The 24,000-nt window shown below is 66.5% G+C and carries 24 protein-coding genes; 5 read left to right on the top strand and 19 right to left on the bottom strand.

The window, feature by feature from the left end; genetic code table 11:
* Positions 1–21: 21 nt before the first annotated feature.
* Positions 22–426: a hypothetical protein gene (locus tag TSB10P1A_RS11315; protein WP_186388022.1), complete on the bottom strand. Its 405-nt coding sequence runs from the start codon at positions 424–426 to the stop codon at positions 22–24.
* Between TSB10P1A_RS11315 and TSB10P1A_RS11310 the strand changes: the two genes are divergently transcribed.
* Positions 425–1,384 (top strand): helix-turn-helix domain-containing protein, encoded by a 960-nt coding sequence (locus tag TSB10P1A_RS11310; RefSeq protein ID WP_371515093.1) that lies wholly within the window; start codon positions 425–427, stop codon positions 1,382–1,384. The two genes, TSB10P1A_RS11315 and TSB10P1A_RS11310, sit on opposite strands and share 2 nt — an antisense overlap.
* On the opposite strand, the gene arfB is transcribed toward TSB10P1A_RS11310, so the two are convergent.
* Positions 1,385–1,804, bottom strand: coding sequence for an alternative ribosome rescue aminoacyl-tRNA hydrolase ArfB (arfB, locus tag TSB10P1A_RS11305; RefSeq protein ID WP_186388049.1), 420 nt, complete (start codon positions 1,802–1,804; stop codon positions 1,385–1,387).
* A gap of 118 nt (positions 1,805–1,922) precedes the next feature.
* On the opposite strand from arfB, the gene mazG reads away from it, so the two are divergent.
* The gene (gene mazG, locus TSB10P1A_RS11300) at positions 1,923–2,756 is read left to right on the top strand and encodes a nucleoside triphosphate pyrophosphohydrolase (protein ID WP_186388021.1); all 834 of its coding nucleotides are present in this window, start codon (positions 1,923–1,925) and stop codon (positions 2,754–2,756) included.
* A gap of 18 nt (positions 2,757–2,774) precedes the next feature.
* On the opposite strand, the gene hflX is transcribed toward mazG, so the two are convergent.
* From hflX to dusB, 9 genes are all read right to left on the bottom strand, one after another.
* Positions 2,775–4,178, bottom strand: a complete 1,404-nt coding sequence (gene hflX / locus TSB10P1A_RS11295) for a GTPase HflX (protein ID WP_186388020.1) — start codon at positions 4,176–4,178, stop codon at positions 2,775–2,777.
* Positions 4,179–4,436, bottom strand: a complete 258-nt coding sequence (hfq, locus tag TSB10P1A_RS11290) for an RNA chaperone Hfq (RefSeq protein WP_186388019.1) — start codon at positions 4,434–4,436, stop codon at positions 4,179–4,181.
* Positions 4,437–4,643: 207 nt separating this feature from the next.
* Positions 4,644–5,507 (bottom strand): D-amino-acid transaminase, encoded by an 864-nt coding sequence (locus TSB10P1A_RS11285; protein WP_186388018.1) that lies wholly within the window; start codon positions 5,505–5,507, stop codon positions 4,644–4,646.
* A gap of 43 nt (positions 5,508–5,550) precedes the next feature.
* The gene (gene trkA / locus TSB10P1A_RS11280) at positions 5,551–6,927 is read right to left on the bottom strand and encodes a Trk system potassium transporter TrkA (protein ID WP_186388017.1); all 1,377 of its coding nucleotides are present in this window, start codon (positions 6,925–6,927) and stop codon (positions 5,551–5,553) included.
* A 130-nt stretch (positions 6,928–7,057) separates the two neighbouring features.
* A complete protein-coding gene (locus TSB10P1A_RS11275; RefSeq protein ID WP_186388016.1) occupies positions 7,058–8,425 on the bottom strand; it encodes a sigma-54 dependent transcriptional regulator in 1,368 nt (455 codons plus the stop codon).
* Positions 8,415–10,634: a PAS domain-containing sensor histidine kinase gene (locus TSB10P1A_RS11270; protein WP_244293080.1), complete on the bottom strand. Its 2,220-nt coding sequence runs from the start codon at positions 10,632–10,634 to the stop codon at positions 8,415–8,417. Before TSB10P1A_RS11270 ends, TSB10P1A_RS11275 begins: the two co-directional genes overlap by 11 nt.
* 202 nt (positions 10,635–10,836) lie before the next feature.
* Positions 10,837–12,273, bottom strand: a complete 1,437-nt coding sequence (ntrC, locus tag TSB10P1A_RS11265) for a nitrogen regulation protein NR(I) (RefSeq protein ID WP_186388015.1) — start codon at positions 12,271–12,273, stop codon at positions 10,837–10,839.
* 17 nt (positions 12,274–12,290) lie between these two features.
* The gene (locus tag TSB10P1A_RS11260) at positions 12,291–13,406 is read right to left on the bottom strand and encodes a nitrogen regulation protein NR(II) (RefSeq protein WP_186388014.1); all 1,116 of its coding nucleotides are present in this window, start codon (positions 13,404–13,406) and stop codon (positions 12,291–12,293) included.
* Positions 13,403–14,437: a tRNA dihydrouridine synthase DusB gene (gene dusB, locus TSB10P1A_RS11255; RefSeq protein WP_186388013.1), complete on the bottom strand. Its 1,035-nt coding sequence runs from the start codon at positions 14,435–14,437 to the stop codon at positions 13,403–13,405. The genes TSB10P1A_RS11260 and dusB overlap by 4 nt, the downstream gene beginning before the upstream one ends.
* A gap of 156 nt (positions 14,438–14,593) precedes the next feature.
* Here dusB and TSB10P1A_RS11250 point away from each other — a divergent pair, with 156 nt between their 5' ends.
* The 3 genes from TSB10P1A_RS11250 (at position 14,594) to TSB10P1A_RS11240 (ending at position 16,909) form a co-directional block, all read left to right on the top strand.
* The gene (locus TSB10P1A_RS11250; RefSeq protein WP_244293079.1) at positions 14,594–15,853 is read left to right on the top strand and encodes a bifunctional 2-C-methyl-D-erythritol 4-phosphate cytidylyltransferase/2-C-methyl-D-erythritol 2,4-cyclodiphosphate synthase; all 1,260 of its coding nucleotides are present in this window, start codon (positions 14,594–14,596) and stop codon (positions 15,851–15,853) included.
* Complete coding sequence (locus TSB10P1A_RS11245; RefSeq protein WP_186388012.1) at positions 15,850–16,374, top strand: CinA family protein; 525 nt, start codon at positions 15,850–15,852, stop codon at positions 16,372–16,374. Before TSB10P1A_RS11250 ends, TSB10P1A_RS11245 begins: the two co-directional genes overlap by 4 nt.
* A gap of 82 nt (positions 16,375–16,456) precedes the next feature.
* On the top strand, positions 16,457–16,909 hold the full coding sequence (locus tag TSB10P1A_RS11240; RefSeq protein WP_186388011.1) for a hypothetical protein: 453 nt from the start codon (positions 16,457–16,459) through the stop codon (positions 16,907–16,909).
* Positions 16,910–17,051: 142 nt separating this feature from the next.
* Here the strand turns inward: TSB10P1A_RS11240 and TSB10P1A_RS11235 are convergent, their stop codons facing one another.
* The 8 genes from TSB10P1A_RS11235 to TSB10P1A_RS11200 form a co-directional block, all read right to left on the bottom strand.
* Positions 17,052–17,507, bottom strand: a complete 456-nt coding sequence (locus TSB10P1A_RS11235; RefSeq protein WP_186388010.1) for a type II toxin-antitoxin system RatA family toxin — start codon at positions 17,505–17,507, stop codon at positions 17,052–17,054.
* A 24-nt stretch (positions 17,508–17,531) separates the two neighbouring features.
* Entirely contained in the window at positions 17,532–18,515 is a 984-nt protein-coding gene (gene lipA, locus TSB10P1A_RS11230; RefSeq protein ID WP_186388009.1) for a lipoyl synthase, read from the bottom strand.
* 54 nt (positions 18,516–18,569) lie between these two features.
* Positions 18,570–19,040, bottom strand: coding sequence for a thioesterase family protein (locus TSB10P1A_RS11225; protein ID WP_186388008.1), 471 nt, complete (start codon positions 19,038–19,040; stop codon positions 18,570–18,572).
* A complete protein-coding gene (locus tag TSB10P1A_RS11220; protein ID WP_186388007.1) occupies positions 19,033–19,272 on the bottom strand; it encodes a GlsB/YeaQ/YmgE family stress response membrane protein in 240 nt (79 codons plus the stop codon). The genes TSB10P1A_RS11225 and TSB10P1A_RS11220 overlap by 8 nt, the downstream gene beginning before the upstream one ends.
* A 58-nt stretch (positions 19,273–19,330) precedes the next feature.
* Positions 19,331–19,579, bottom strand: a complete 249-nt coding sequence (locus TSB10P1A_RS11215) for a GlsB/YeaQ/YmgE family stress response membrane protein (RefSeq protein ID WP_186388006.1) — start codon at positions 19,577–19,579, stop codon at positions 19,331–19,333.
* Positions 19,580–19,673: 94 nt separating this feature from the next.
* Positions 19,674–21,122 (bottom strand): dihydrolipoyl dehydrogenase, encoded by a 1,449-nt coding sequence (lpdA, locus tag TSB10P1A_RS11210; RefSeq protein WP_186388005.1) that lies wholly within the window; start codon positions 21,120–21,122, stop codon positions 19,674–19,676.
* Between the two features lie 106 nt (positions 21,123–21,228).
* The gene (locus TSB10P1A_RS11205) at positions 21,229–22,584 is read right to left on the bottom strand and encodes a pyruvate dehydrogenase complex dihydrolipoamide acetyltransferase (protein ID WP_186388004.1); all 1,356 of its coding nucleotides are present in this window, start codon (positions 22,582–22,584) and stop codon (positions 21,229–21,231) included.
* 15 nt (positions 22,585–22,599) lie between these two features.
* A complete protein-coding gene (locus TSB10P1A_RS11200) occupies positions 22,600–23,985 on the bottom strand; it encodes a pyruvate dehydrogenase complex E1 component subunit beta (RefSeq protein WP_186388003.1) in 1,386 nt (461 codons plus the stop codon).
* Positions 23,986–24,000: the final 15 nt, after the last annotated feature.

Below are 24,000 nucleotides of genomic sequence, written 5' to 3'. Positions count from 1 at the left end.
CGGGTCCTGAAAGGCCAACGATCAGGCAAGGGCCGGCGCTGCGGCACGCGCCAGAGCCCGCTGCTCCGCGAAGGCCAGAACCGCCACCGCGACCGCCTGCACGCCGAGAAAGGCGTAGCCGAGCCCCGTCGGCGAGACGAGACCGAGGAGCGGCAGGGCGACGCTCGCCGCCACCCACAGCCAGTTGCCGGCGACGACCACGAAAACGCCCGCCGCCGGGGGAGACGACGGCGCCGCGACCGCCAGCATGAAGACCGCGACCGGCAGCAGCACCAGTCCGGCATAGAACAGCAAGCCCTCGGGAAGGCCGAGCGGCGCGGCGAGCAGGCTACCCGCGGCAAGCAGCAGGCCGCCCATGACGAAGCAGGTGACGGCGTCGAGACCGAGAAGGCCGCGCAGGGACAGGCGGTCGAAGATCTGCAACATGGGAACTCTCCTTGGCTGGCAGGCCGGCCTCATGCCGGGCTGGATGCCGAGAGAGAACCATCGCCAGGTCATCAAGGCGATTACCTCACAGGTCATTGAAGCCAGAAAAAATGCCGGGCACCATGCCGGCATGATGACCATCCGCTCGACCTTTCCCGATCTGCTGCGCCAATGGCGCAGTCGCCGCCGCCTCAGCCAGCTTGCGCTTGCCGCGGAGGCCGGCCTGTCGCAACGCCACCTCAGTTTCCTCGAATGCGGCAAGGCCCAGCCGAGCCGCGAGATGGCCCTGCGGCTGGCCGACCAACTCGCCCTGCCGCCGCGCGAACGCAACGCCCTGCTGGCAGCCGCGGGATTTTCGCCGCAGACGCAGGAGCGCGCGGCGGACCATCCGGACCTTGCCGCCGCGATGGAGGTGGTCGGGCGCATCCTCGATGGCCACGCCCCTCACCCGGCCCTTGCCGTCGACCGCAACTGGAACCTGGTGCGCGCCAATGCCCCGGCGCTGGCCTTGCTCGAAGGCGTCGCACCGCACCTGCTCGTGCCCCCGGTCAATGTCTTGAGGGTCAGCCTGCACCCGGACGGCCTTGCCCCGCGCATCCGCAACTACCGCGAATGGCGCGCCCATCTGCTGGAGCGACTGGGGCAACAGGCCGACATGTCCGGCGATGCCGAGATTGCCGCGCTGGTCGAGGAACTGGGGGCCTATCCGGTGCCGACGGGCGCGAAGGCACAGCCGGTGGCGGGCCGCGACCGGCATGCAGGCATTGCCGTGCCGCTGGAATTGCTCGCCGGCGAGACGGTCCTGTCCTTTCTCAGCACGACGACGGTGTTCGGCACCGCGCTCGATATTTTCCTGTCGGAACTGGTGATCGAGAGCTTCTTCCCCGCCGACGCGGCGACGGCAGCGGCGATGACGGCGCTCAGCGCCAGCCTTGCCGACGAGGCCCCGGCCGGGTGATCAGTCGTCGGGGCCCGAGCGCATCCGCTTGATCGCCGAGCGCTGCTTCTTGGCAGCGAGCCTCCGCTCCTTGGAGGCCTTTGTCGGCCGCGTCGCCTTGCGCGGCTTGGGTCGCTCCAGCGCCTTGCGCACCAGCGCGACGAGACGCTCCAGCGCATCCTGGCGGTTCCGCTCCTGGGTGCGGAACCGGTCGGCCTGGATGAGAATCTCGCCCGCCAGCGTCAGCCGGCTGCCGGCAAGGCGGCCGAGCCGCTCCTTGACGTCCTCGGCGAGCGTCCGGTTGCCCGAAAGGTCGAACCGGAGTTGCACGGCGGTCGCGACCTTGTTGACGTTCTGCCCGCCAGGTCCCGAAGCGCGAATGAAGCTCTCCGACAGGTCGCCGGCCGGGATGCTCACTCCCGGCGCCACCTCCAGATCCATGTCCGCCACCGACGCCATCGCCGTCCTGTTCCGTTGTTCACGCTTTCGGAGGGCCGCTTGGAACGCCTCCGGTGCAATGCTATGTCGGTCGCCACGACCAGATATGAGGGGCGCCACCGTGACACCGGACCGCGACATCAAGCGACTGATCGAGATCATGACCGCCCTGCGCACGCCCGGAACCGGCTGCCCCTGGGATCTGGAGCAGGACTTCGCCACGATCGCGCCTTACACGATCGAGGAAGCCTACGAGGTCGCCGACGCGATCCAGCGCGGCGACATGGTCGACCTGCGCGAGGAGCTTGGCGACCTGCTCCTGCAGGTGGTCTATCACGCCCGCCTTTCCGAGGAACAGGGGGCTTTCGCCTTTCCCGATGTCGTCGAGGCGATCACCACCAAGATGATCCGCCGACACCCGCATGTCTTCGGCGACGACAATGCCCGCTCCGCCGGCATCGCCAAGGGCATGTGGGAGAAGATCAAGCAGCAGGAAAAGCTGGAGCGGGCCAGCGCCCGCGCCGCCGCCGGGCTGGGCGAGGAGCGCCGACGCTTCCTCGACGACGTTCCGGCGATCTTCCCTGCCCTGACCGAGGCCGAGAAGCTGCAGCGGCGCGCGGCGCGCGTCGGCTTCGATTGGGGCAGCGCGGGACCCGTTCTCGACAAGATCCGCGAGGAGACCGAGGAACTGGCGAGCGAAATTACGGCCGATGGCGAAATGCCCGACCGCGAGCGCATCGCCGGCGAGATCGGCGACCTGATCTTCGCCGTGACGAACCTCGCCCGGCATCTCGACATCGATCCGGAAGAGGCCTTGAAGCGCACCAACCGCAAGTTCCGCCGCCGCTTTGCGGCCATCGAGGACGCCGCGGAAGCAGACGGCCGCACCTTGGCCGACATGAGCCTCGACGAGATGGAAGCGGTCTGGCAGGCGGCGAAGTCGCAAGATGCGTGACGCCCGTCTAAGCGCCCCTCAGTCCGCCCCGTCCTCGTCGATCTCGGTGAAGGCACCGCGATAGCGGGTGGTGAACTCGCCCTTGCGCCGCTCTCCGACACGTACGCGAAGCGCGATGCCGTTCTCGCCCTCGATCCGCCGCAGCACGTCGGTGTTGCGATAGAGCCAGGCGAGCCCCTCGCCGTCCTCCGGCGCCAGCCGCATGTCATAGACGAGACTGTCTTCGGCAAGCCGCAGTTCCACCCGCGCCAAAAGATCCTCGACCCCCTCGCCGGTCACGGCGGAGACGGCAACGGGCCCCTCGTCGATGCGGTTGGCGGCGAGCAAGGTCTGCCGATGCTCGTCGGACAGCTTGTCGACCTTGTTCCACACCTCGATCAACCGGCTGCCTTGCGCCTGTTCCAGCCCCAGCGCGTCGAGCGTCGTGGCAACGTCGGCGGCCTGCGCCTCGGTGTCCTCATGCGAGATGTCGCGCACGTGCAGGATCAGGTCCGCCTCGGTCACCTCCTCCAGCGTCGCGCGGAAGGCGGCGATGAGATGGGTCGGCAGGTCGGAGATGAAGCCCACCGTGTCGGACAAGATCACCTCGCGCCCATGCGGCAGCGTCACGCGCCGCAGCGTCGGATCGAGCGTCGCGAACAGGAGGTCCTTGGCGAAGACATCGGCCCGGGTCAGCCGGTTGAACAGCGTCGACTTGCCGGCATTGGTGTAGCCGACCAGCGCCACCACCGGCTGCGGCACCTTCTTGCGCTTGGCCCGGTGCAGCTCGCGGGTGCGAGTGACCTGTTCGAGATCCTTTTCCAGCCGGTTGATCCGCTCCTGGATCAGCCGCCGGTCCGCTTCGATCTGGGTTTCGCCGGGGCCGCCGACAAAGCCGAGGCCGCCGCGCTGGCGCTCCAGGTGGGTCCAGGAGCGCACCAGCCGGCTTTTCTGCCACTTGAGGTGGGCAAGCTCCACCTGCAGCGTGCCCTCCGCCGTGCTGGCGCGATCGCCGAAGATCTCGAGGATCAGGCCGGTGCGGTCGAGCACCTTGCAGTAGAGCGCCTTTTCCAGGTTGCGCTGCTGGATCGGCGTCAGCGGATGGTCGACGACGACGAGTTCGATCTCCTCCGCCTTGACGATGGCGGCGAGTTCCTCGACCTTGCCGCTGCCGAACAGCGTGCCGGGCTTGGGAGTGGCAACGGTGACGATGCCGCTGGAGACGATCTCAAGGTCGATGGCGGCGGCAAGGCCGATCGCCTCCTCCAGCCGCGCCTCCGGCGTGCGCCGCAGTTGCGGGGCGCTCTCCCCGCGCAGTCGCCCGGTCAGTACGGGGACGATGACGGCAGCACGCGCACCGGCTGCCCCGCGCGGGCCCTCGAACGGGTTGTCCGGTTCCTGCGCGGGCTTGTCCTTGCGATTCGAGCGGGCTTGGTTCTTCAATCAGCCCGCCGCCTTGTCGCCAGCCTCGTCGGCCGGTTCGAACAGTTGCACTGGAGCATTCGGCATTACGGTCGAGATCGCGTGCTTGTAAACAAGTTGCGAGTGTCCGTCGCGGCGCAGAAGAACGCAGAAGTTGTCGAACCAGGTCACGACACCTTGCAATTTAACGCCGTTGATCAGGAAGATCGTCAGCGGTGTCTTCTGCTTGCGTACATGGTTGAGGAAAGTGTCCTGAAGGTTTTGAGCGCGGTCAGCCATGTTTTATTTTTTCCTGCATTCGTCTTGTCGTTTATTGGTGCGCCCAGCCGAAACAAAAACTGCCGCCATGCAGCCATGCTGCCCGCAGCATTGCGCCCGGCAGCCCCGGCGTCAAGAGCCCGGAGGAAGGCCCTTGGGCGCACCCTGGCACTCTAACGTATCCTGAGTGCCATTTCTGCTCGTTTATATGTCACGGACTGCCTCAAGTCACACCGCACTCGTTTCGGCGGTTTCGTGGAACATCCGGCGCAGGTCGCGGGTGATCTCGCCCGGATGACCATTGCCGATCGACTGATCGTCGATCCGCACCACCGGCATGACCACCGTCGTTGCGGCCGTCATGAAGGCTTCCTTGGCGCCTTTCGCCTCTTCGAGGCTGAAGGCGCGTTCCTCGAAGGTGAGGCCGTTGCGCTCGATCATGTCGAGCACCACCTGCCGGGTGATCCCCTTGAGAATGCCGCTGGTGGCCGGCCGCGTCACCAGGCAGTTGTCCTTGGTGACGATCCAGGCATTGGTCGAACCGCCTTCGGTGACCATGCCGTCGCGGTCGACGAACCAGGCCTCGCGGGCGCCCGCCTCCTTCGCCTTCTGCTTGGCCAGCACGTTGGGCAGCAGGCCGACGGTCTTGATGTCGACGCGCTCCCAGCGGTTCTCCGGCACGGAGATCACCGAAACGCCCTTTTCCGCCAGGGCAGCGGCCGCCGCCGGCTGCGACGACCGCGCCGTCACCACCAGCGCGGGCGCGACGGACACCGGCGGGAAGACATGATCGCGTCGCGAGACACCGCGCGTCACCTGCATGTAGACGAGCCCGTCACGCACCTTGTTGCGACGGACCACCTCGTGCAGCACCTGCGACAGGGCGGCGCGGCCCATCGGCATGCGGATAGACAATTCGCCGAGGGACCGCTCCAGCCGATCGAGATGGCGCCGCTCGTCGACGAGATGGCCCTGCCAGATCTCGCAGACCTCATAGACGCCATCGGCGAACTGGTAACCCCGGTCCTCGATGTGAACGGCAGCCTCCGCGTGGCGAACGTAACGCCCGTTCACATATGCGATACGGCTCATGCTTCCTCCAGTCGATTGCGGAACGCGGCGGCCCTGCCGCGTGTCAGAAGAATTCCAGGCTGACGCGGAACATCTGCTCGACCTGCCGCACCCGCTCCGCGATGGCGAACAGCACACAGCGGTCATGGGCGCGGATGATGGTCGAGCCGTCCGGCGTGATGACGGTGCCGTCCCGGAAGATCGCGCCGACCCGAATGCCGTCGGGCAGTTCGACCTCCCGCAAGGGCTTGCCGACGAGCGGCGAGGTTTCCAGGGCCTCGGCCTCGATCACCTCGGCCGCCCCGTTCTGCAGGGCATGCACGCCGCGGATACGACCGCGCCGCACATGCTGCAGGATCTTGGAGATCGTCACTTGCCTCGGATTGACGAAGGCGTCAATGCCGAGCGCATGGGCAAAGGTCGGATAGCTCGGATTGTTGAGCAGCGACAGGTTGCGCTTGCAGCCGAGCTTCTTGGCCATGACGCAGGAGAGGATATTGACCTCGTCCTCGTTGGTCAGCGCGATCAAGGTGTCCGCGTCCTGGATGTCAGCTTCCTTGAGGATCGACTGGTCGAGCGCGCTGCCATGCAGGATCACCGCGCGCTTCAACGTATCAGCGATGCTGAGGGCACGCTCGCGCGAGTTCTCGATAATCTTGACCTTGGCCGCCGACTGGCGCTGCTCCAGCATGCGCGCCACGTAATGGCCGATATTGCCGCCGCCGGCGATGACGACGCGGCTTGCCTCGGGCTCCTCGTGGCCGAAGATCGCCAGCGTCCGGCGCACCTGGTCGCGGCGCGCGACCACATAGACGAGATCGTCAACCAGCAGGGAATCGGAGCTCTTCGGAACGAACAGATGGTTGCCGCGAAAGACGCCGCTGACCACCGCCCCGAGATCGGGAAAAAGCTCGGTGAGCTGCCGCAGCGGCGTGTTCACCACCGGACAGTCCTCCCGGCAGATCACGCCGACCACCACGACCTGATCGTCGGCGAAGCGTACGGTCTCCACGGCGCCGGGCAGCGCGAGGCGCCGCAACACCATCTCACCGACCTCGATTTCCGGCGAGATGATCACATCGATGGGCATGTTGTCGCGGGAGAACAGGTCGCTCCAATGCGGCTTCAGATAGCTCTGCGCGCGCACCCGCGCCACCTTGGTCGGCACCTTGAACAGGGAATGGGCGACCTGGCAGGCGACCATGTTGACTTCGTCATAAAGCGTGACGGCAATTAGCATGTCGGCCTGGTCGGCGCCAGCCTGCGCCAGCACGTCCGGATGCGCGCCATGGCCGACGAAGCCGCGCACGTCGAGCGTGTCGCGGATCGCGTTGATCAGGCGCGGCGAGGAATCGATGACCGAGACGTCGTTCTGCTCAGCCGCGAGCTTTTCGGCAATGCCGTAACCAACCTGGCCGGCCCCGCAAATCACCACTCTCATCGGATCCAGGTCCCTTCAAGGAAGTCTGGCCAGCCGGCGACCCGTCACGTCGTCGAACCCGGCAGTTCGCGTCTGGCATTTGAGCGCGCGTCCGGCCTGCCAGCGAGACTCACATGTCAAATCCGCTCCGCTAGGACAAGCCGAGCGACTTCAGTTTCCGATGCAGGGCGGACCTTTCCATGCCCACGAATTCGGCCGTCCGCGACACGTTGCCGCCGAACCGCTTGATCTGGGCCTGAAGATAGTCCCGCTCGAACATCTCGCGCGCATCCCGCAGCGGCAGGGCCATCAGGTGCTCGCCGCCGCCATTGGTCGGCAGGCTCGGCACATCCGCGCCGATCTCGCCGGGCAGCAGGTCGGCGGTGATCACCGCCTCCGGATCGCCGCGGGTGAGGATCATCAGCCGCTCGACATTGTTGCGCAACTGCCGCACGTTGCCGGGCCAGTCATGCGCCTGCAGCACCGCCATCGCATCCTCGCCGATCTTGCGGATCGGCAGGCCGGACGCCACCGAGATCTGCTCCATGAAGAAGCGGATCAGGTCGGGAATGTCGTCGCGCCTATCCGCCAGCGGCGGCACCTGAAGCGGCACCACGCCGAGCCGGTGAAACAGGTCCTCGCGGAACCGCGCCTCGGAGATCTCGCTCTCCAGGTTGCGCGCGCTCGAGGACAGGATGCGGATGTCGACGCTCACCTTGCCGACGCCGCCGACGCGGGTGAAGGTCTGGTCGACCAGCACCCGCAGGATCTTGCCCTGGGTCTCGTAGGGCATGTCGGCGACTTCGTCGATATAGAGCGTGCCGCCGTGGGCCTCCTCCATCGCGCCGACCTTGCGGATGCGACCGTCGGTATCTTCGATGCCGAACAGTTCCTCCTCCATCCGCTCAGGGGTGATTGTCGCCGCGTTGATCACCACGAAGGGATTGCGTGCCCGCTGCGACATGGCGTGGATGGTTCGCGCGGCCAGTTCCTTGCCCGCTCCTGACGGGCCGATGATCAGCACACGGCTGTTGGTCGGCGCAACGCGCTCGATCGTGTGGCGCAGGTTGTTCATGGCACTGCTGGCGCCGAGCAGGTCCGGCGCGTCGCCGCTGCGCTGGCGCAACTGCTTGATCTCGCGCTTCAGCGAGGAAGCCTCCAGCGCCCGCTCGGTGATCAGCACCAGCCGGTCGGCCTTGAACGGCTTCTCGATATAGTCGTAGGCGCCGCGCTTGATTGCCGACACCGCCGTCTCGATATTGCCATGACCGGAGATGATCACCACCGGCAGGTCCGGGTCCTGTGCCTTGATCGCGTCCAGCAGTTCCAGCCCGTCAAGGCGGCTGCCCTGGAGCCAGATGTCCAGCACGACCATGGAGGGCCGCCGCTCCTTGATCGCAGCAAGCGCACTGTCGCTGTCGCCGGCCGTGCGTGTCTTGTAGCCCTCGTCATCGAGGATGCCGGCGATGAGGTCGCGAATATCGGCCTCATCGTCGACGATCAGGATATCATACGCCATCTGTAGCAACCGTCTCCGGGGTCACGGACGCCTCGCCTGTGTCTGACGGAAGATCCGCCGTGTTTCGGGCCATCGTCAGGCGGACCATGGCCCCTCGCCCGCCTCCGATGGAATCCTCTCGCTCCGGCGCATCGAGAAGCTCGATGCCACCGCCATGCTCTTCCATGATCTTCTTGACGATCGCGAGGCCGAGACCAGTCCCCTTCTCGCGGGTCGTCATATAAGGCTCCAGCAGCCGCTGCCGGTTCTCCACCGGCAGGCCGATGCCGTTGTCCACCACCTCGACGGTGATGCGATCGTCGCTCTGGGTGATTGTCACGTCGATGCGGCCTTTGCCGGCGGTTCCGGCCGGCAAGGCCGTCACCGATTCCGTCGCATTCTTGATGACGTTGGTCAGCGCCTGGCCGACGAGCCGCTGGTCGAACCGCGCCTTCACCGCCACTTCCGGCAGGTTGGTCCGGATCGAAATGTCGGGATTCGCCACGCTCTGCAGGAATGCGGCCTCGCGCACGGTCGTGCGCAAATCGCTCGTGCTCATGGTCGGCTTCGGCATGCGCGCAAAGGACGAGAACTCGTCGACCATGCGGCCGATGTCCCCGACCTGGCGGATGATCGTGTCGATGCACTGGTCGAAGACCGTGCGGTCGTCATCGGTGATCGTCTTGCCGTAGCGCCGACGGATGCGCTCCGCCGAGAGCTGGATCGGCGTCAGCGGGTTCTTGATCTCGTGAGCGATGCGGCGGGCGACGTCGGCCCAGGCGGAGGTGCGCTGGGCCGTCACCAGATCGGTGATGTCGTCCAGCGTCACCACGAAGCCATGTTCGCGGCGCGTCGACTGCTCGCTGGTCGCGCGCACATTGACGGTGCGTTCGCGCCCGTGCCGGTGCAGCGACACCTGGGTCTCGGTCATCCGGTCGTCGGCACGGCCCAGCACATCCTCGACGATGGAGGCGAGTTCCGGGACGGCACGGCCGAGCGGTTCGTCGAGCAGCGCGCTCTCGCTGACATCCAGCAAGGACAGCGCCGAGCGGTTGACCAGCGTGATCCGGCCGGTGTCGTCGATGCCGATGACGCCGGCGGTAACGCCGGACAACACCGCCTCGGTGAACCGGCGGCGGCGGTCGATCTGGTCGTTCGCCGCCAGCAGCGCGTCGCGCTGGCCGCGAAGCTGCGCCGTCATGTTGTTGAAGGTGGCGCCGAGATTGGCAAGGTCGCCCGCCGACTTGTCGGTTTCCACCTGGACGTAGAGATTGCCCTTCGAGACCTGATCGGCGGCGCCGATGAGCCGGCGGATCGGTGCCACCAGCATGTTGGCGAAGCCGAAGCCGATCCAGATCGAGGACAGCAGCAGCACCAGGGTGACGCCGGTATAGACCAGCGCGAAGGCAACCTGGACGCCGAAGCGGCTCTGCTCCATGCGCGTGTACTGGCTGGCGCCGTCCTCGGCGAGCCGCATGTAGTCGACCACGCGCTTGTCCATCGGGCGGGTGACATAGAGATACATGTCCTCATAGGCGGAGAGCCTCATGACGCCGCCGACGAGATTGGAAACACCCGGCGCGATCAGAACCGGCTCGCCGCCCTTGGCCTGCTCGAACGCCTCCACCGGCGGCAGCAGCACCTCGACGTCCGGACTGATCACGACGCGGGTGATCACGGTACCGTCCGGCTTCATCAGGAAGGCGCCGCCAAGCGCGCGCAGCGTCGTCTGCGTCTGGAAGAAGCTGTCGAACCGCGTCGGCTCGAAGTCGTAGACCGCCTTGGCCCGGTCGATATCGCTGGCCATGGCGATGAGATCGCCGCGCAGCACCCGGGCATGCTCCTGCAGATAGGCCTGCGCCACCGTCAGGGCGTTGTCGATGATCAGCCGCGTGCGGTCCTCGAACCAGCGGTCGAGCCCGCGATCCAGCGTGATCGTCGCGAGAATCGCAACCAGAACCGCCGGAACCGCCGCAACGACGCTGAACAGGGTGACGATGCGCCCATGCAGGCGCGCGGCCGCCCGCCCTCGCCTGCGTGCCTGCAGCAGGGCCGCGAATTCCAGGCCGATCAACAGCAGCAGGACCGCAACCAGCACGCCGTTGATCACCATCGCCGCCTGGGCGACGGGACCGTCCGGCGCAATCGGCGTCACGCCCATCAGCACGAAGAAGGTCAGCGTGATGGAGATCAGCGAAACGATGACCAGCACGAGGCCGATCCGGCGCACGCGCAATCCGCTCCGGCTCTGGTCGGAGGGGGAACCTGCTCCGCTGGATCTCTCGGCAAGCACTCGTGGCAACCGTCGCTAGAATCGGCCCAGTCGGGACCGTTGCTGGGAATGCGGCACCCTTATCACACAATGTTGCTAAATTACGACAGAGATGACCCGCCGGACCCGCCCAGCGATCGCCCTGATCGCCCTGATCGCCTCAGCGGTTGGAGCGGATCACCTGCACGTCGAGGTCCCGGATCTTCTTGCGCAGGGTGTTGCGATTGACGCCGAGCAGTTCCGCCGCCTTGATCTGGTTGCCACGGGTCGCGGCCAGGGCGGCCCCGATCAGCGGATACTCCACCTCGCGCAGGATCCGGTGATAGAGGCCGGGAGGCGGCAGCGCGTCGCCGAAGGCCTGGAAATAGGTGTTGAGGTAGCGCTCGACCGACCCCGAAAGATCGACCTGGCTGTTCTCCTCCTCCTCGACGCTGGGCACGGGCTGGCTCAGTTCCTGGTCGATCAGCGCGGCGGAGATCACATCCTGCGGATAGAGCGCCGACAGGCGGCGAACGAGATTTTCGAGTTCGCGCACGTTGCCCGGCCAGCGATAGCGGCGCAGCCGGTCGATCGCCGCCGCCTCGATCTGCTTGGCCGGCAGCCCTTCCTTTTCCGCCAGCATGAAGAAATGCCGCACCAGGTCGGGAATGTCCTCGATGCGCTCGCGCAGCGGCGGCAGCCGGATCGGCACGACGTTCAGTCGATAGTACAGGTCCTCGCGGAAAAGCCCCTGGTTGATGAGCTGACGCAGATCCTTGTTGGTGGCCGCGACGATGCGCACGTCGGTGCGGATCGGCACGCGCCCGCCCACGGTGGTGTATTCGCCCTGCTGCAGCACCCGCAGCAGCCGCGTCTGCGCCTCCATCGGCATGTCGCCGATCTCGTCGAGGAACAGCGTGCCGCCGTCCGCCTGCTCGAAGCGACCGGCCGAGCGCTGCTGCGCCCCGGTGAACGCGCCCTTCTCATGGCCGAACAGTTCCGCCTCGATCAGGTCCCGCGGGATCGCCGCCATGTTGATCGCGACGAAAGGACCGTTGCGGCGCTTGCCATAGTCGTGCAGCGCGCGAGCGACCAGTTCCTTGCCCGTTCCGGACTCGCCGTTGATCATCACCGACAGGTCGGTCTGCATCAGCCGGGCAAGCACCCGGTAGATCTCCTGCATCGCCGGCGAGCGGCCGACCAGCGGGATGTTCTCGCCCGTCTCTTCCGGCTGCTCGATCTTGACCCGGCGCGGCTCCGACAGGGCGCGGCCGACGATGCTGGTCAGTTCCTTCAGGTCGAAGGGCTTCGGCAGATATTCGTAGGCGCCCTTTTCGGAGGCCCGGATCGCCGTCATGAACGTGTTCTGCGCGCTCATCACGATGACCGGCAGGTCGGGGCGCAGCTTCTTGATGCGCGGCAGAACGTCGAAGGCGTTCTCGTCCGGCATCATCACGTCGGTGACGACGAGATCGCCGTCGCCGGAACTGACCCAGCGCCACAGGGTCGTCGCATTGGAGGTCAGCCGCACGGTGTAGCCGGCCCTCGACAGCGCCTGGTTCAGCACCGTACGGATTGCGGCATCGTCGTCGGCAACAAGGATTGTCCCGGTCGGCATGGTCAGTGTCCCAGATATCAGGTCTCGTCCTGCGTCGCATAGGCGGGCATCAGGATGCGGAAAACGGTACGGCCGGGCTGGCTGTCACACTCGATGACACCGCCATGGTCGCCGATGATCTTGGCGACCAGGGCCAGCCCCAGGCCGGAGCCGTTGGCCTTGGTCGTCACGAACGGGTCGAAGAGATGCGGCAGCAGGTCCTCAGGCACCCCGGGACCATTGTCGCGCACGCAGAATTCGAGCGGCAGGCTCACCCGCTCCCGCGAGCCGGGCACCGACAGGCGGATACCGGGCCGGTAGGCGGTGGTCAGGGTGATCTCGCCCGCCGTTTCGCCCGCGAGCGCCTCGCTGGCATTCTTCACCAGGTTGAGGAACACCTGCACAAGCTGGTCGCGATTGGCCAGAACCAGCGGCAGCGACGGGTCGTATTCGACGTTGATCGGAATGTTGCGGGCAAAGCCCGAATTGGCGAGGCGCTGTACATGGTCGAGAACCACATGAATGTTGACCGGCTCGCGCTCGACCGGCCGCTCGTCGGAGAAGACCTCCATGCGGTCGACCAGCTTCACGATCCGGTCGGTCTCGTCCATGATCAGACGGGTCAGCGGCCGGTCGTCCTCGGCGGCGGAGGCTTCCAGCAGTTGCGCCGCGCCGCGAATGCCGGACAGCGGGTTCTTGATCTCGTGGGCCAGCATCGTGGCAAGGCCGGAGACGGTGCGCGCGGCCCCGCGCGAGGTAAGCTGGCGGTCGATCTTCTCCGCCATGCCGCGCTCCTGCAGCATCAGGACGACGGCGCCGGGGCGGTCGGCGACGGGAGCGGCGATGATGTCGACGATCTTTTCGGCCCCGATCCGGGGGGACCCGATGTCGACCTTGTATTCGTTGACCGGCGCGCCGCGCTCCCTCACCTGCGAGATCAGCATCAGCAGCGGGCTGCCGAACGGCACGAAGTGGGAGACCGGATGGCGGCGCAGCACCTGCGCGCTGGCGCGGAAGAAGCTCTCCGCCGCCATGTTCGCCTCGATGATGCGCCCTTGCGGATCGACCAGGATCAGCGGATGCGGCAGGGCATCGAGGATCTGACCGTTGGTGCCGGGGACGGGACCGGCGGCAGCGTCGCGTGCGCCTCTCATGCGGCGGCCTCCAGGCTCGAGCCGGTCTGCGGCACAGCCAGGAAGCAGGTTCTCAGGCTGGCGGTCACGAAGCCGGTATCCTCCGACGTCAGGATCTTCTGGCGCAGGGCACCCGGCACTTGCGGCGCTCCGGCATCCAGATACCAGGCGATATGCTTGCGGGCGAGCCGCAGCCCCTTCAGCGGGCCGTAAAGCTCGCGCATCATCTCGATATGCTCGCAGACCAGCTCGCCGAGTTCGGCACCGCTCGGCACCGCCGCCTGTGGCAGACCGTCGAGCTCGGCCGCGATCGATCCCGGCAGCCAGGGCCGGCCATAGGCGGCGCGTCCGACCATGACCGCGTCGGCGCCGGAACGACGCATCATCTCGCGCGCGTCCTGCGCCGAGGCGCAGTCGCCATTGGCGACCAAGGGCACGGTGACGCGCTCGCGCACCGCGCGGATCGCATCCCAATCCGCCTCGCCCTTGTAGAACTGGCAGCGGGTGCGGCCGTGCACGGTGATCATAGCGACGCCTGCGGCCTCGGCGCGGGCGGCAAGCTCCGGCGCGTTCATCGACTCGTGGTCCCAGCCAAGGCGCATCTTCAACGTCACCGGCACGCTGACGGCACCGACGGTCGCCTCGACCAGCGTCAACGCATGATCGAGATCGCGCATCAACGCCGAGCCGGAATAGCCGGAGGTGACCTTCTTGGCCGGGCACCCCATGTTGATATCGATGACATCGGCGCCGGCGGCCTCTGCGATACGCGCGCCCTCCGCCATCCAGCGGGCTTCCCGACCGGCCAGTTGCACCACATGCGACGCGCCGGCGATTCCCTCGCTGCGCAGACGGGTTTCGGGATGCCCTTCGGCAAGCTGCTCGCACGCCACCATCTCGGAGACGACGAGGCCTGCGCCGAAGCGATGCGCCAGGCGCCGGAAAGCCACATCGGTCACGCCGGACATGGGAGCCAGAAAAACGCGGTTCGCGCTGTCCACCGTCCCGATCCTGATGCCGCGGCGGCCAGTGCCGCCTTCGCTCATGCTCATATGATGTGCACTTTCTGTTTTGCCTACAGAATAGACATTGTCAGTTTCACCGCAAGTGCGAAATTCGCCCGCCCGACATAAGCCTTGTGGACACGCGGGGAAACGGTCAAAACCGCCGCATCTGCATTGACCACCTGACATGCCCCGGACATGACGATGACCCCGACCGCTCCTTCCTCGCCTTGTTCCGCCGGCCGGGCAGCGATGCTGATCGTCGCCGCCGGCCGCGGGATCCGGGCGGGCGGAGGCATCCCGAAGCAATACCGGCGGATCGGCGGCACGTCCGTGCTGCGCCGCACCATCGAGGCCGCCCTTGCTTGCGACCGCCTGTCCAATATCACCGTCGTGATCGGGGAGGGTGACGACGCCCTTTATGCCGACAGCCTCAAGGGCCTCGACGACCCCAGGCTGACTGCGCCGGCACGGGGGGGCGACACGCGGCAGGCGACGGTGCTGAACGGCCTGCGCGCCCTGGCAGATCTGGCGCCGGATATTGTTCTCGTCCATGACGGCGCCCGCCCCTTCGTCTCGCGCGGGGTTATCAGTGCTTCCATCGACGCGATCGCGACCGGCAACCGGGCGGCCGTCACCGCCATCCCGGTTTCCGACACGCTCAAGCGAGCGGACCCGGCAAGCGGCGCCATCCTCGATACCATCGACCGCAACGGACTTTTTGCCGCGCAGACGCCGCAGGCCTTCCGCTATAGCGACATCCTGGCGGCCCACGAACGCGCAGCGGCCGAGGGTCTTGCGTCCTTTACCGATGACGCGGCCGTCGCCGAATGGGCGGGCCTCGCCGTCGTCCTGACGCCGGGCGAGACCGGCAACATCAAGATCACGACGGCGGAGGATTTCCGCCGTCTCGACAGGGACCCGGCCATGGAGCAGCGCATGGAGATGGAAACACGGGTCGCCACTGCCTATGACGTGCATGCGTTCGAGGCAGGCAGCGGCGTCATCCTCGGCGGCATCACCCTCCCGCACGACCGCGCGCTCAAGGGCCATTCCGACGCCGACGTGGTCCTGCACGCCCTCACCGACGCGGTGCTGGCAACCATCTGCGACGGCGATATCGGCCATCACTTTCCGCCGAGCGATCCGCAGTGGCGCGGCGCGGCATCCGATCAGTTCCTGGCCTATGCGGTGGCGCGGTTGCGCCAGCGCGGCGGCCGGATCTCGCATCTCGACGTAACCATCGTCTGCGAACGGCCGAAGATCGGACCGCATCGCGAGGCGATGCGCGCGCGCATCGCCGGCATTTGCGGCACGCCGCTTCACCGGGTATCGGTGAAGGCCACGACCTCGGAACGGCTCGGCTTTACCGGCCGCGAGGAAGGCATTGCCGCCCTGGCGACCGCGACGGTCCTTCTGCCGGCCGTCGGCGATAACCTGGATGCGGAAGGAGGCTGCCCATGACCGATCTCGCCAGCCTCGAAGCTGCCGCGGCTCAGGTGATCCGCAAGGCGAGCGACGCCGGCCTGCTGCTGGCCACGGCGGAATCCTGCACCGGCGGTCTGATCGCCGGCGCCCTAACCGAGATCGCCGGTTCGTCGGCGGCGGTCGACCGGGGCTTCGTCACCTATTCCAACGAGGCGAAAACCGACATGCTGGGCGTGCCGGCAGAACTGATCACCCGCGTCGGCGCGGTCAGCCGCGACGTCGCCGTTGCCATGGCGGAAGGCGCCCTCGCCGCCTCGCGTGCCGACGTGGCCGTCGCGGTCACCGGCATTGCCGGTCCGGGCGGCGGCTCGGCGGACAAGCCCGTCGGTCTCGTGCACATGGCGCTGGCCGCCAGGGGACTGCCGACCCACCATGAGGAACTGCGCCTCGGCGAGGCCGGCCGCAGCCAGATCCGGCTCGCCACCGTCGAGCGGGCGCTGGCGGTCCTGGCCGAGACAATCGATAGAGTTTTATCGAAACGGGCAACCGGCCGATGACCAGTCGACCAGAGTCTTTCCCCGGTTAATTGTTTTTTCTAGGGAAAACGCCCAAAGTCCCGTGCAAACAGGGACATGGTACATGCGTAAGACCTGCCTCGCCGTCGCGATCCTCGTTGCCCTGCCATGCGGGGCGCTAGCCGGCGACTATCACATGATCTCGCGGCACCACGACGGCTCCTTCCGCGCCAGCCACAAGGTCTTCACCCGCACCGCCGAGAATCTCTATCCGATCTCGCTGTGCGGGCGTCCGTATTTTGCCCGCGCCGCCACGGTTGCCTGGATGAATTACGAGGCCGAGGAAGGTCGCGACGTTGGTCTGGAATTCAACCAGGGCAAGGGCTGGTATCGGATCTGCGAGAACCCGGACCAGCAGGTCAAGCTTGCCGACATCGGCGTGACCGGTTCGAATGTCGAGGTGATGCGTGCCAGTGAGGAAGCCGTGAACCGCCGCATGCGCTTCATCTTCATTCGCCAGATGTTCTCGGGCTACGGCAATTCCGGAACGCCGACCTCTTCCTATCACGCGCGCTGACGCGGGGCCTGGAAGCGCGCCTCGCTAGAGCGATTTCCGATCAGGTGGACTCACCTGATCGATAAGAAATCGCTCCAGATTCAATACCTGGAGCATATTCTCGTCGTTCAGATCGGTTCGATCTGAACGACGAGAATATGCTCTAGCCAGCGCCATAGACGACGTCGGCTCGCGCTTCGAAGGCATCGGAAAACTTGCGGAAGGCCCGGTCGAACATCGCCGACATCAGCGCGCTCAGCGTGCGGCTCTTGAACTCGTAGGTGATGAAGAACCCCACCTCGCACTGGCCCTCACTGAGCGGCTTGAAGGTCCACTCGTTCTCCAGATGCCGGAACGGGCCATCGAGATATTCGACCAGGATGCGCTGCTCGCCCGGATTGAGCGTCACACGGCTGGTGAAGGTCTCGCGAAACAGCTTGTAGGCGACCGTCATGTCGGCAACCAGCACCTCGCGGCCGTCACCGAGGTCCTTGCGCCCCCTCACCTTCAGCTTCTCGCAAAGCGGCACGAACTCGGGATATTTCTCCACGTCGGCGACCAGCGCGAACATGTCGCTGCTGCTGTGCCCCACCTTGTGGACGGTCTGAAATGACGGCATCTCGGGCTGTCCTGAACCTGGCGATCAGGCGGAAGCGATCTGGCCCAGCCTGGCGGCGCGGGCGCGCTTCAGGTCGGCGAAATCCTCGCCCGCATGATGCGACGAACGGGTCAGCGGGCTGGCGGAAACCTTCAGGAAGCCCTTGGCATAGGCGATCTTCTCGAAGGCCTTGAACTCGTCCGGCGTCACGAAACGGGCAACCGCATGATGCTTGGAACTCGGCTGCAGGTACTGGCCGATGGTCAGGAAGTCGACATCGGCGGTGCGCAGGTCGTCCATGAGCTGCAGGACCTCGTTCCGCTCCTCGCCGAGGCCGACCATGATGCCCGACTTGGTGAACATGCCGGGGTCGATCTCCTTGACCTGCTGCAGCAGACGGATGGAGTGGAAATAGCGGGCGCCGGGGCGCACGGTCAGATACTTCGACGGCACCGTCTCCAGATTGTGGTTGAAGACGTCGGGCCGCGCGCGAACCACCGTCTCCAGGGCGCCAGGCTTGCGCAGGAAATCCGGCGTCAGCACCTCGATGGTGGTGGCGGGTGCCCGCTCCCGGATCGCCTGGATCACCTCGGCGAAGTGACCGGCGCCGCCATCGGCAAGGTCGTCGCGGTCGACCGACGTGATGACGACATGCTCAAGGCCCATGGTCGCCACGGCCTCGGCAACGCCGGTCGGCTCGTTCGGGTCGACCGGCCCCGGCATGCCCGTGCGCACATTGCAGAAGGCACAGGCGCGGGTGCAGGTGTCGCCGAGGATCATGAAGCTGGCATGCTTCTTCGACCAGCATTCGCCGATGTTCGGGCAGCCTGCTTCCTCGCAGACGGTCACCAGATTGTTGGAGCGCACCACCTGCTGCGTCTCCCGGTAGACCGGGGACGTCGGCGCCTTCACCCGGATCCAGGCGGGCTTGCGCTGGATCGGATTGTCCGGCCGGTGGGCCTTTTCCGGGTGGCGGGGCCGCTCGGCCTGCGCATTGCCCTTGGTGACCGTGTCGAGGAGTGTAACCATGGCCCCTAAGTGTCGCTGTTGGTGTGAAAGGTCAAGCGGTTCCGCGCCGGTCTGCTATTCCGTCGCAGCAGGTCTGATATAGCTCTTCAGCCGCGCCACGGCATCCTCGCCAAGCGGCTGGGATCGCCGGGTCTGCTCGTTCATCTGCACGACGACGCTGCGCGCCCGCGCAAGCACCCGCCCGTCCTGACAGACCACCTGCTCCAGTGTGAAGGAACTGCGCCCGACCGTCTCGACCGCCGTTCCGATCTCGACCACGCCGGGCCACAGGCCCTCGGCAAGAAAATCGAGCTCGAGCCGGGCGATCACGAAGGCAGCTCCCGGCTCGGCAAGGCCGCCGGCGACGCTGCTCAGAAGCTCGACCCGGCCGGTCTCGAGAAACGTCGAATAGACGGCGTTGTTGACATGCCCCTGCCGGTCCGTATCGCCGTATCGCAGCTTGTCGGTCGCCCGCAGCGGGAACGCCGCGAGAGCAGGAAGGTCGCTCCCCCGCCGCTGTCCTTGCCCGCCGAGGTCGTCAGCCACGGATCTTCCGCCAGATGAAGAGCAGCAGGATCGCGCCGACCGTCGCAAGCAGGAGCTGGTCGATGAACCCGCCAGTCACGTTGAGCTTCAGGATTTCCGCGAGCTTGCCGCCGACCAGTGCCCCGATCAGGCCGACGACGAGACTGCCGAAGAAGCCGCCGCGGCTGTTGAGCACCCGGTGCGCGACCGCGCCCGCGATCAGACCGATAACGATCCAGAGGAAGATACCCATGATGTCTCCGCCGGCTGAGCGGCCGGGTCGCCCCGGCCGCCGGAACCGCTGTGAAGGATCAGGCGATTACCCGCGCGATCAGCACCACGACAATCGCGCCGATCGCCGCGACGATGACCTGATTCACGAAGGCGTTGCCGACATTGATGTTGATGCCGGCAAGATTGAACAGGAAGCCGCCGACAAAGGCGCCGACCAGGCCCGTGATGAGATAGCGGACAAGCCCGCCGCCGCCGATCACCAGGCTGGCGAGCCAGCCGGCGATGAGACCGATGGCGCACCAGATGAGGATGTTCTTGACGTCCATGCCGAAAGTCCCCGTTTGCGTAAAGGTGCCCGAGAGCCCCGTTCAAGGGTAGACGTTTCGCGGGACAACTCAAAGCCCCGCTCGTCGACCTGCCTCAGGCGTTCAGCACCCGGCCATAGGCGTCGAGCACGCTCTCCTTCATCATTTCCGACAGGGTCGGATGCGGGAAGATCGTGTGCATCAGCTCTTCCTCGGTGGTCTCCAGGTTCATGGCGACCACGAAGCCCTGGATCAGTTCGGTCACCTCCGCGCCGACCATATGCGCCCCGATCAACTCGCCGGTCTTCTTGTCGAAGATCGTCTTGATCAATCCCTGGTCCTCGCCGAGCGCGATCGCCTTGCCGTTGGCCGCGAAGCTGTAACGGCCGACGCGGATGTCGCGGCCCAGTTCCTTGGCCTTGGCTTCGGTGAGGCCGACAGAGGCGACCTGCGGGTTGCAATAGGTGCAGCCCGGAATGCGGCCCTTCTCCATCGGATGGACGCCCGGCACGCCGGCGATCTTCTCGATGCAGATGACGCCCTCATGCTCGGCCTTGTGGGCGAGCATGGGCGGGCCCGCGACGTCGCCGATGGCGTAGAGGCCCGGCACGTTGGTCCGGCCGTAGCCGTCGATGACGATGCAGCCGCGCTCGGTCTTCACACCGAGCGCCTCGAGGCCGAGTCCCTCGATATTGCCCTGGACGCCGACGGCAGAAATCAGCCGGTCGGCGGCGATCTTCTCCACCTTGCCGTCCTTGGTCTCCACATGCGCGGTGACGGAATTCGCCCCCTTCTCGACCTTCGCCACCTTGGCCTCGGTGAGGATCTTCAGCCCGCGCTTTTCAAGCTGCTTGCGGGCGAAGGCGGAGATCTCGGCGTCTTCCACCGGCATCACCTGCGGCATCACCTCGACGACGGTCACCTCGACGCCCATCGAGCGATAGAAGGACGCGAACTCGATGCCGATGGCGCCCGATCCCATCACCACCAGCGACTTGGGCATGACGTCCGGCTTCATCGCTTCGAAATAGGTCCAGATCAGCTTGCCGTCCGGCTCGATGCCCGGCAGGGCGCGGGGACGCGCGCCGGTCGCGACGATGATGTGCTTGGCCGTGTAGGTGCCCTCGCCCTTGACGCCCTTCGGCACCGGGTTCTGCGGCTCCACCACCGGCTTCGTCGACTTGCCGACGCTGATCTCGCCGGGCTTGGTCAGCTTCGCCTCGCCCCAGATCACGTCGATCTTGTTCTTCTTCATCAGGAAGGCGACGCCGCCGTTGAGACGGGCCGAGACGCCGCGCGAGCGGGCGACCACGTCCTTGACGTCTGCGGTCATCTTGCCCTCGAGCTTCAGGCCGTAGCTCTTGGCATGGTTGGCGTGATCGAGGATCTCCGCCGACCGGAGCAGCGCCTTGGTCGGGATGCAGCCCCAGTTGAGGCAGATGCCGCCAAGATGCTCGCGCTCGACGATCGCGGTCTTGAACCCGAGCTGCGCCGCACGGATGGCCGTGACATAGCCTCCCGGACCCGAACCGATGATGATGACGTCGTAGGACGTGCCGCTCATGAAATGTCCTCCAGATCGGACGGCGGGCGCGCCGCAAGGCTGCACCCGGCGGAAACGGAATTGATGGCGAGACGGCCGGCGCCGCAATGCGGCGCCGGCCGTCGGATCACACCAGCATGCTCATCGGGTTTTCGATGAACTGCCGGAACGCAGCCATCAGTTCCGCGCCGAGGGCGCCGTCGACCGCACGGTGGTCGGTCGACAGGGTCACCGACATGACGGTGGCGATCGCCAGCGCGCCGTTCTTGACCACCGCGCGCTGTTCGCCCGCGCCGACCGCGAGAATGGTCGCGTGCGGCGGGTTGATCACGGCAGCAAAGTCCTTGATCCCGAACATGCCGAGATTGGAGACAGAGGTGGTACCGCCCTGGTATTCCTGCGGCTGCAGCTTGCGGCTGCGGGCGCGGCCGGCCAGGTCCTTCATCTCGTTGGAGATCGCGGACAGGGTCTTCTCCTCGGCCCGCCGGATGATCGGCGTGATCAGGCCGCCCTCAATGGCCACCGCAACGCCGACATCGGCGTGCTTGTGGACCAGCATGCCGCCGTCGGTCCAGCTCGCATTGGCTGCCGGCACCGCCTTCAGCGCCAGCGCATGCGCCTTGATGACCATGTCGTTGACCGAGAGCTTGTAGGCCGGCTTGCCGTCCTTGTCCTTCGGCGCCGCATCGTTGAGCTGGGCGCGAAGGGCCAGCAGCGCGTCGAGTTCGCAATCCACCGTCAGGTAGAAATGCGGCACGGTCTGCTTGGACTCCGTCAGCCGCTTGGCGATGGTCTTGCGCATGTTGTCATGTGGCACGACCTCGTAGCTGCCCTCCTCGAAGAGCTTGAGCACCTGCGCGTCCGCCATGCCGGACGGCGCGGCGGCCTTCGGCGCCGGTGCAGGTGCTGCGGCCGGTGCCGCGGCCGCCTTCGGAGCTTCGGCGGCCTTGCGGCCGGTGCCGGACTTCAACGCCTCGTCCACATCGCGCTTGACGATGCGGCCATGCGGGCCGGAGCCGGAGATCGCAGCAAGGTCGAGACCATCCTGCGCAGCAAGCCGGCGCGCGAGCGGCGAGGCAAAGATGCGCTCGCCCTTGTCGCCGGCCGGCGCCGGCGGCGCCTTGGCGGGAGCCGCCGGCTCGGCAGCCGCCGGAGCGGAGGGCTCAGCTTTCGCCGAAGCTTCCGCCTTGGCCGGAGCAGCGTCGGTCTTCGCGGCGCCGTCGAGCGAGGAGGCATCCTCCCCTTCTTCCAGCAGCAGCGCGATGACCTCGTTGACCTTCACGCCTTCGGTGCCTTCCGCGACGAGGATCTTGCCGATCTTGCCCTCGTCGACCGCTTCGACTTCCATGGTCGCCTTGTCGGTCTCGATTTCCGCGATGACATCACCGGAGGAGACGGTGTCACCCTCCTTGACCAGCCACCTGGCGAGATTGCCCTCTTCCATCGTCGGCGAGAGGGCCGGCATCAAAATCTTGATTGGCATCGTCTCTTCCCCGCCTCAGGCCGTGTAGGTGACGGCTTTGACCGCGTCGATGACTTCCTTCACCGTCGGCAGCGCCAGCTTCTCGAGATTGGCCGCATAGGGCATCGGCACATCCTTGCCGGTGACCCGCAGGATCGGCGCGTCGAGCCAGTCGAACGCCTTCTCCTGAACCTGATAGCCGATCTCCGAGGAGACCGAGCACATCGGGTAGGCTTCCTCGACCGTGACCAGGCGCCCGGTCTTCTTGACCGAGGCAATGACCGTGTCGATGTCGAGCGGACGGATCGAGCGCAGGTTGACCACCTCGGCGGAGATGCCGGCAGCCGCCAGTTCCTCGACCGCCTTCATCACATAGGTCATGCCGATACCCCAGGAGACGATGGTGACATCGCTGCCCTTGCGCTCGACCTTGGCCTTGCCGATCGGCAGGACGAAGTCCTCGACATCCGGGATCTCGAAGGTCTGGCCGTAGAGGATCTCGTTCTCGAGGAAGACGACCGGGTTCGGGTCGCGGATCGCCGCCTTGAGCAGGCCCTTGGCATCGGCCGCCGACCACGGCTGCACCACCTTGAGGCCCGGAACATGCGCATACCAGGCCGCATAGTCCTGGCTGTGCTGCGCGGCGACGCGGGCCGCCGCACCATTGGCGCCGCGGAACACGATCGGCGCGCCCATCTGACCGCCGGACATGTAGAGCGTCTTGGCGGCGGAGTTGATGATCTGGTCGATCGCCTGCATGGCGAAGTTGAAGGTCATGAACTCGACGATCGGCTTGAGGCCGGCCATCGCCGCGCCGACGCCAAGGCCGGTGAAGCCGTGCTCGGTGATCGGCGTGTCGATGACGCGCCTGGCCCCGAACTCTTCGAGCAGACCTTGCGAGATCTTGTAGGCACCCTGATATTCGGCGACTTCCTCGCCCATCAGGAAGACGTCGCCGTCGCGGCGCATCTCTTCCGCCATCGCATCGCGCAGCGCTTCGCGGACGGTGGTCTTCACCATCGGCGTGCCTTCCGGCACATCCGGGTCGCTGACGTCGTCAGGCGCCGGAGCGACGGGCGCTGCGGCAACCGGCGCCGGCTTTTCGGCTGGCGCCTCGGACGCCTGCGGCGCAGGCGCAGCCGCTGCCTTCGGCGCGGCGTCGAGGGCCGACGCGTCCTCGCCCTCGCCGAGCAGCACGGCGATCGGCGTGTTGACCTTGACGTTCTCGGTGCCCTCGGCAACGAGGATCTTGCCGAGCACGCCCTCGTCGACCGCCTCGACCTCCATGGTCGCCTTGTCGGTCTCGATCTCGGCGATGACATCGCCGGCGGCGACGCTATCGCCTTCCTTCTTCACCCACTTGGCCAGGGTGCCCTCTTCCATCGTCGGGGAGAGGGCCGGCATCAGAATCTCAATCGGCATCGTACGCTCCCGCGC

Origin of the sequence: Stappia sp. TSB10P1A (assembly GCF_900185725.1) — a bacterium.
In the GTDB taxonomy this organism is placed as follows: Bacteria; Pseudomonadota; Alphaproteobacteria; order Rhizobiales; family Stappiaceae; genus Stappia.
This window is presented reverse-complemented; position numbering and strand designations above follow the sequence as displayed.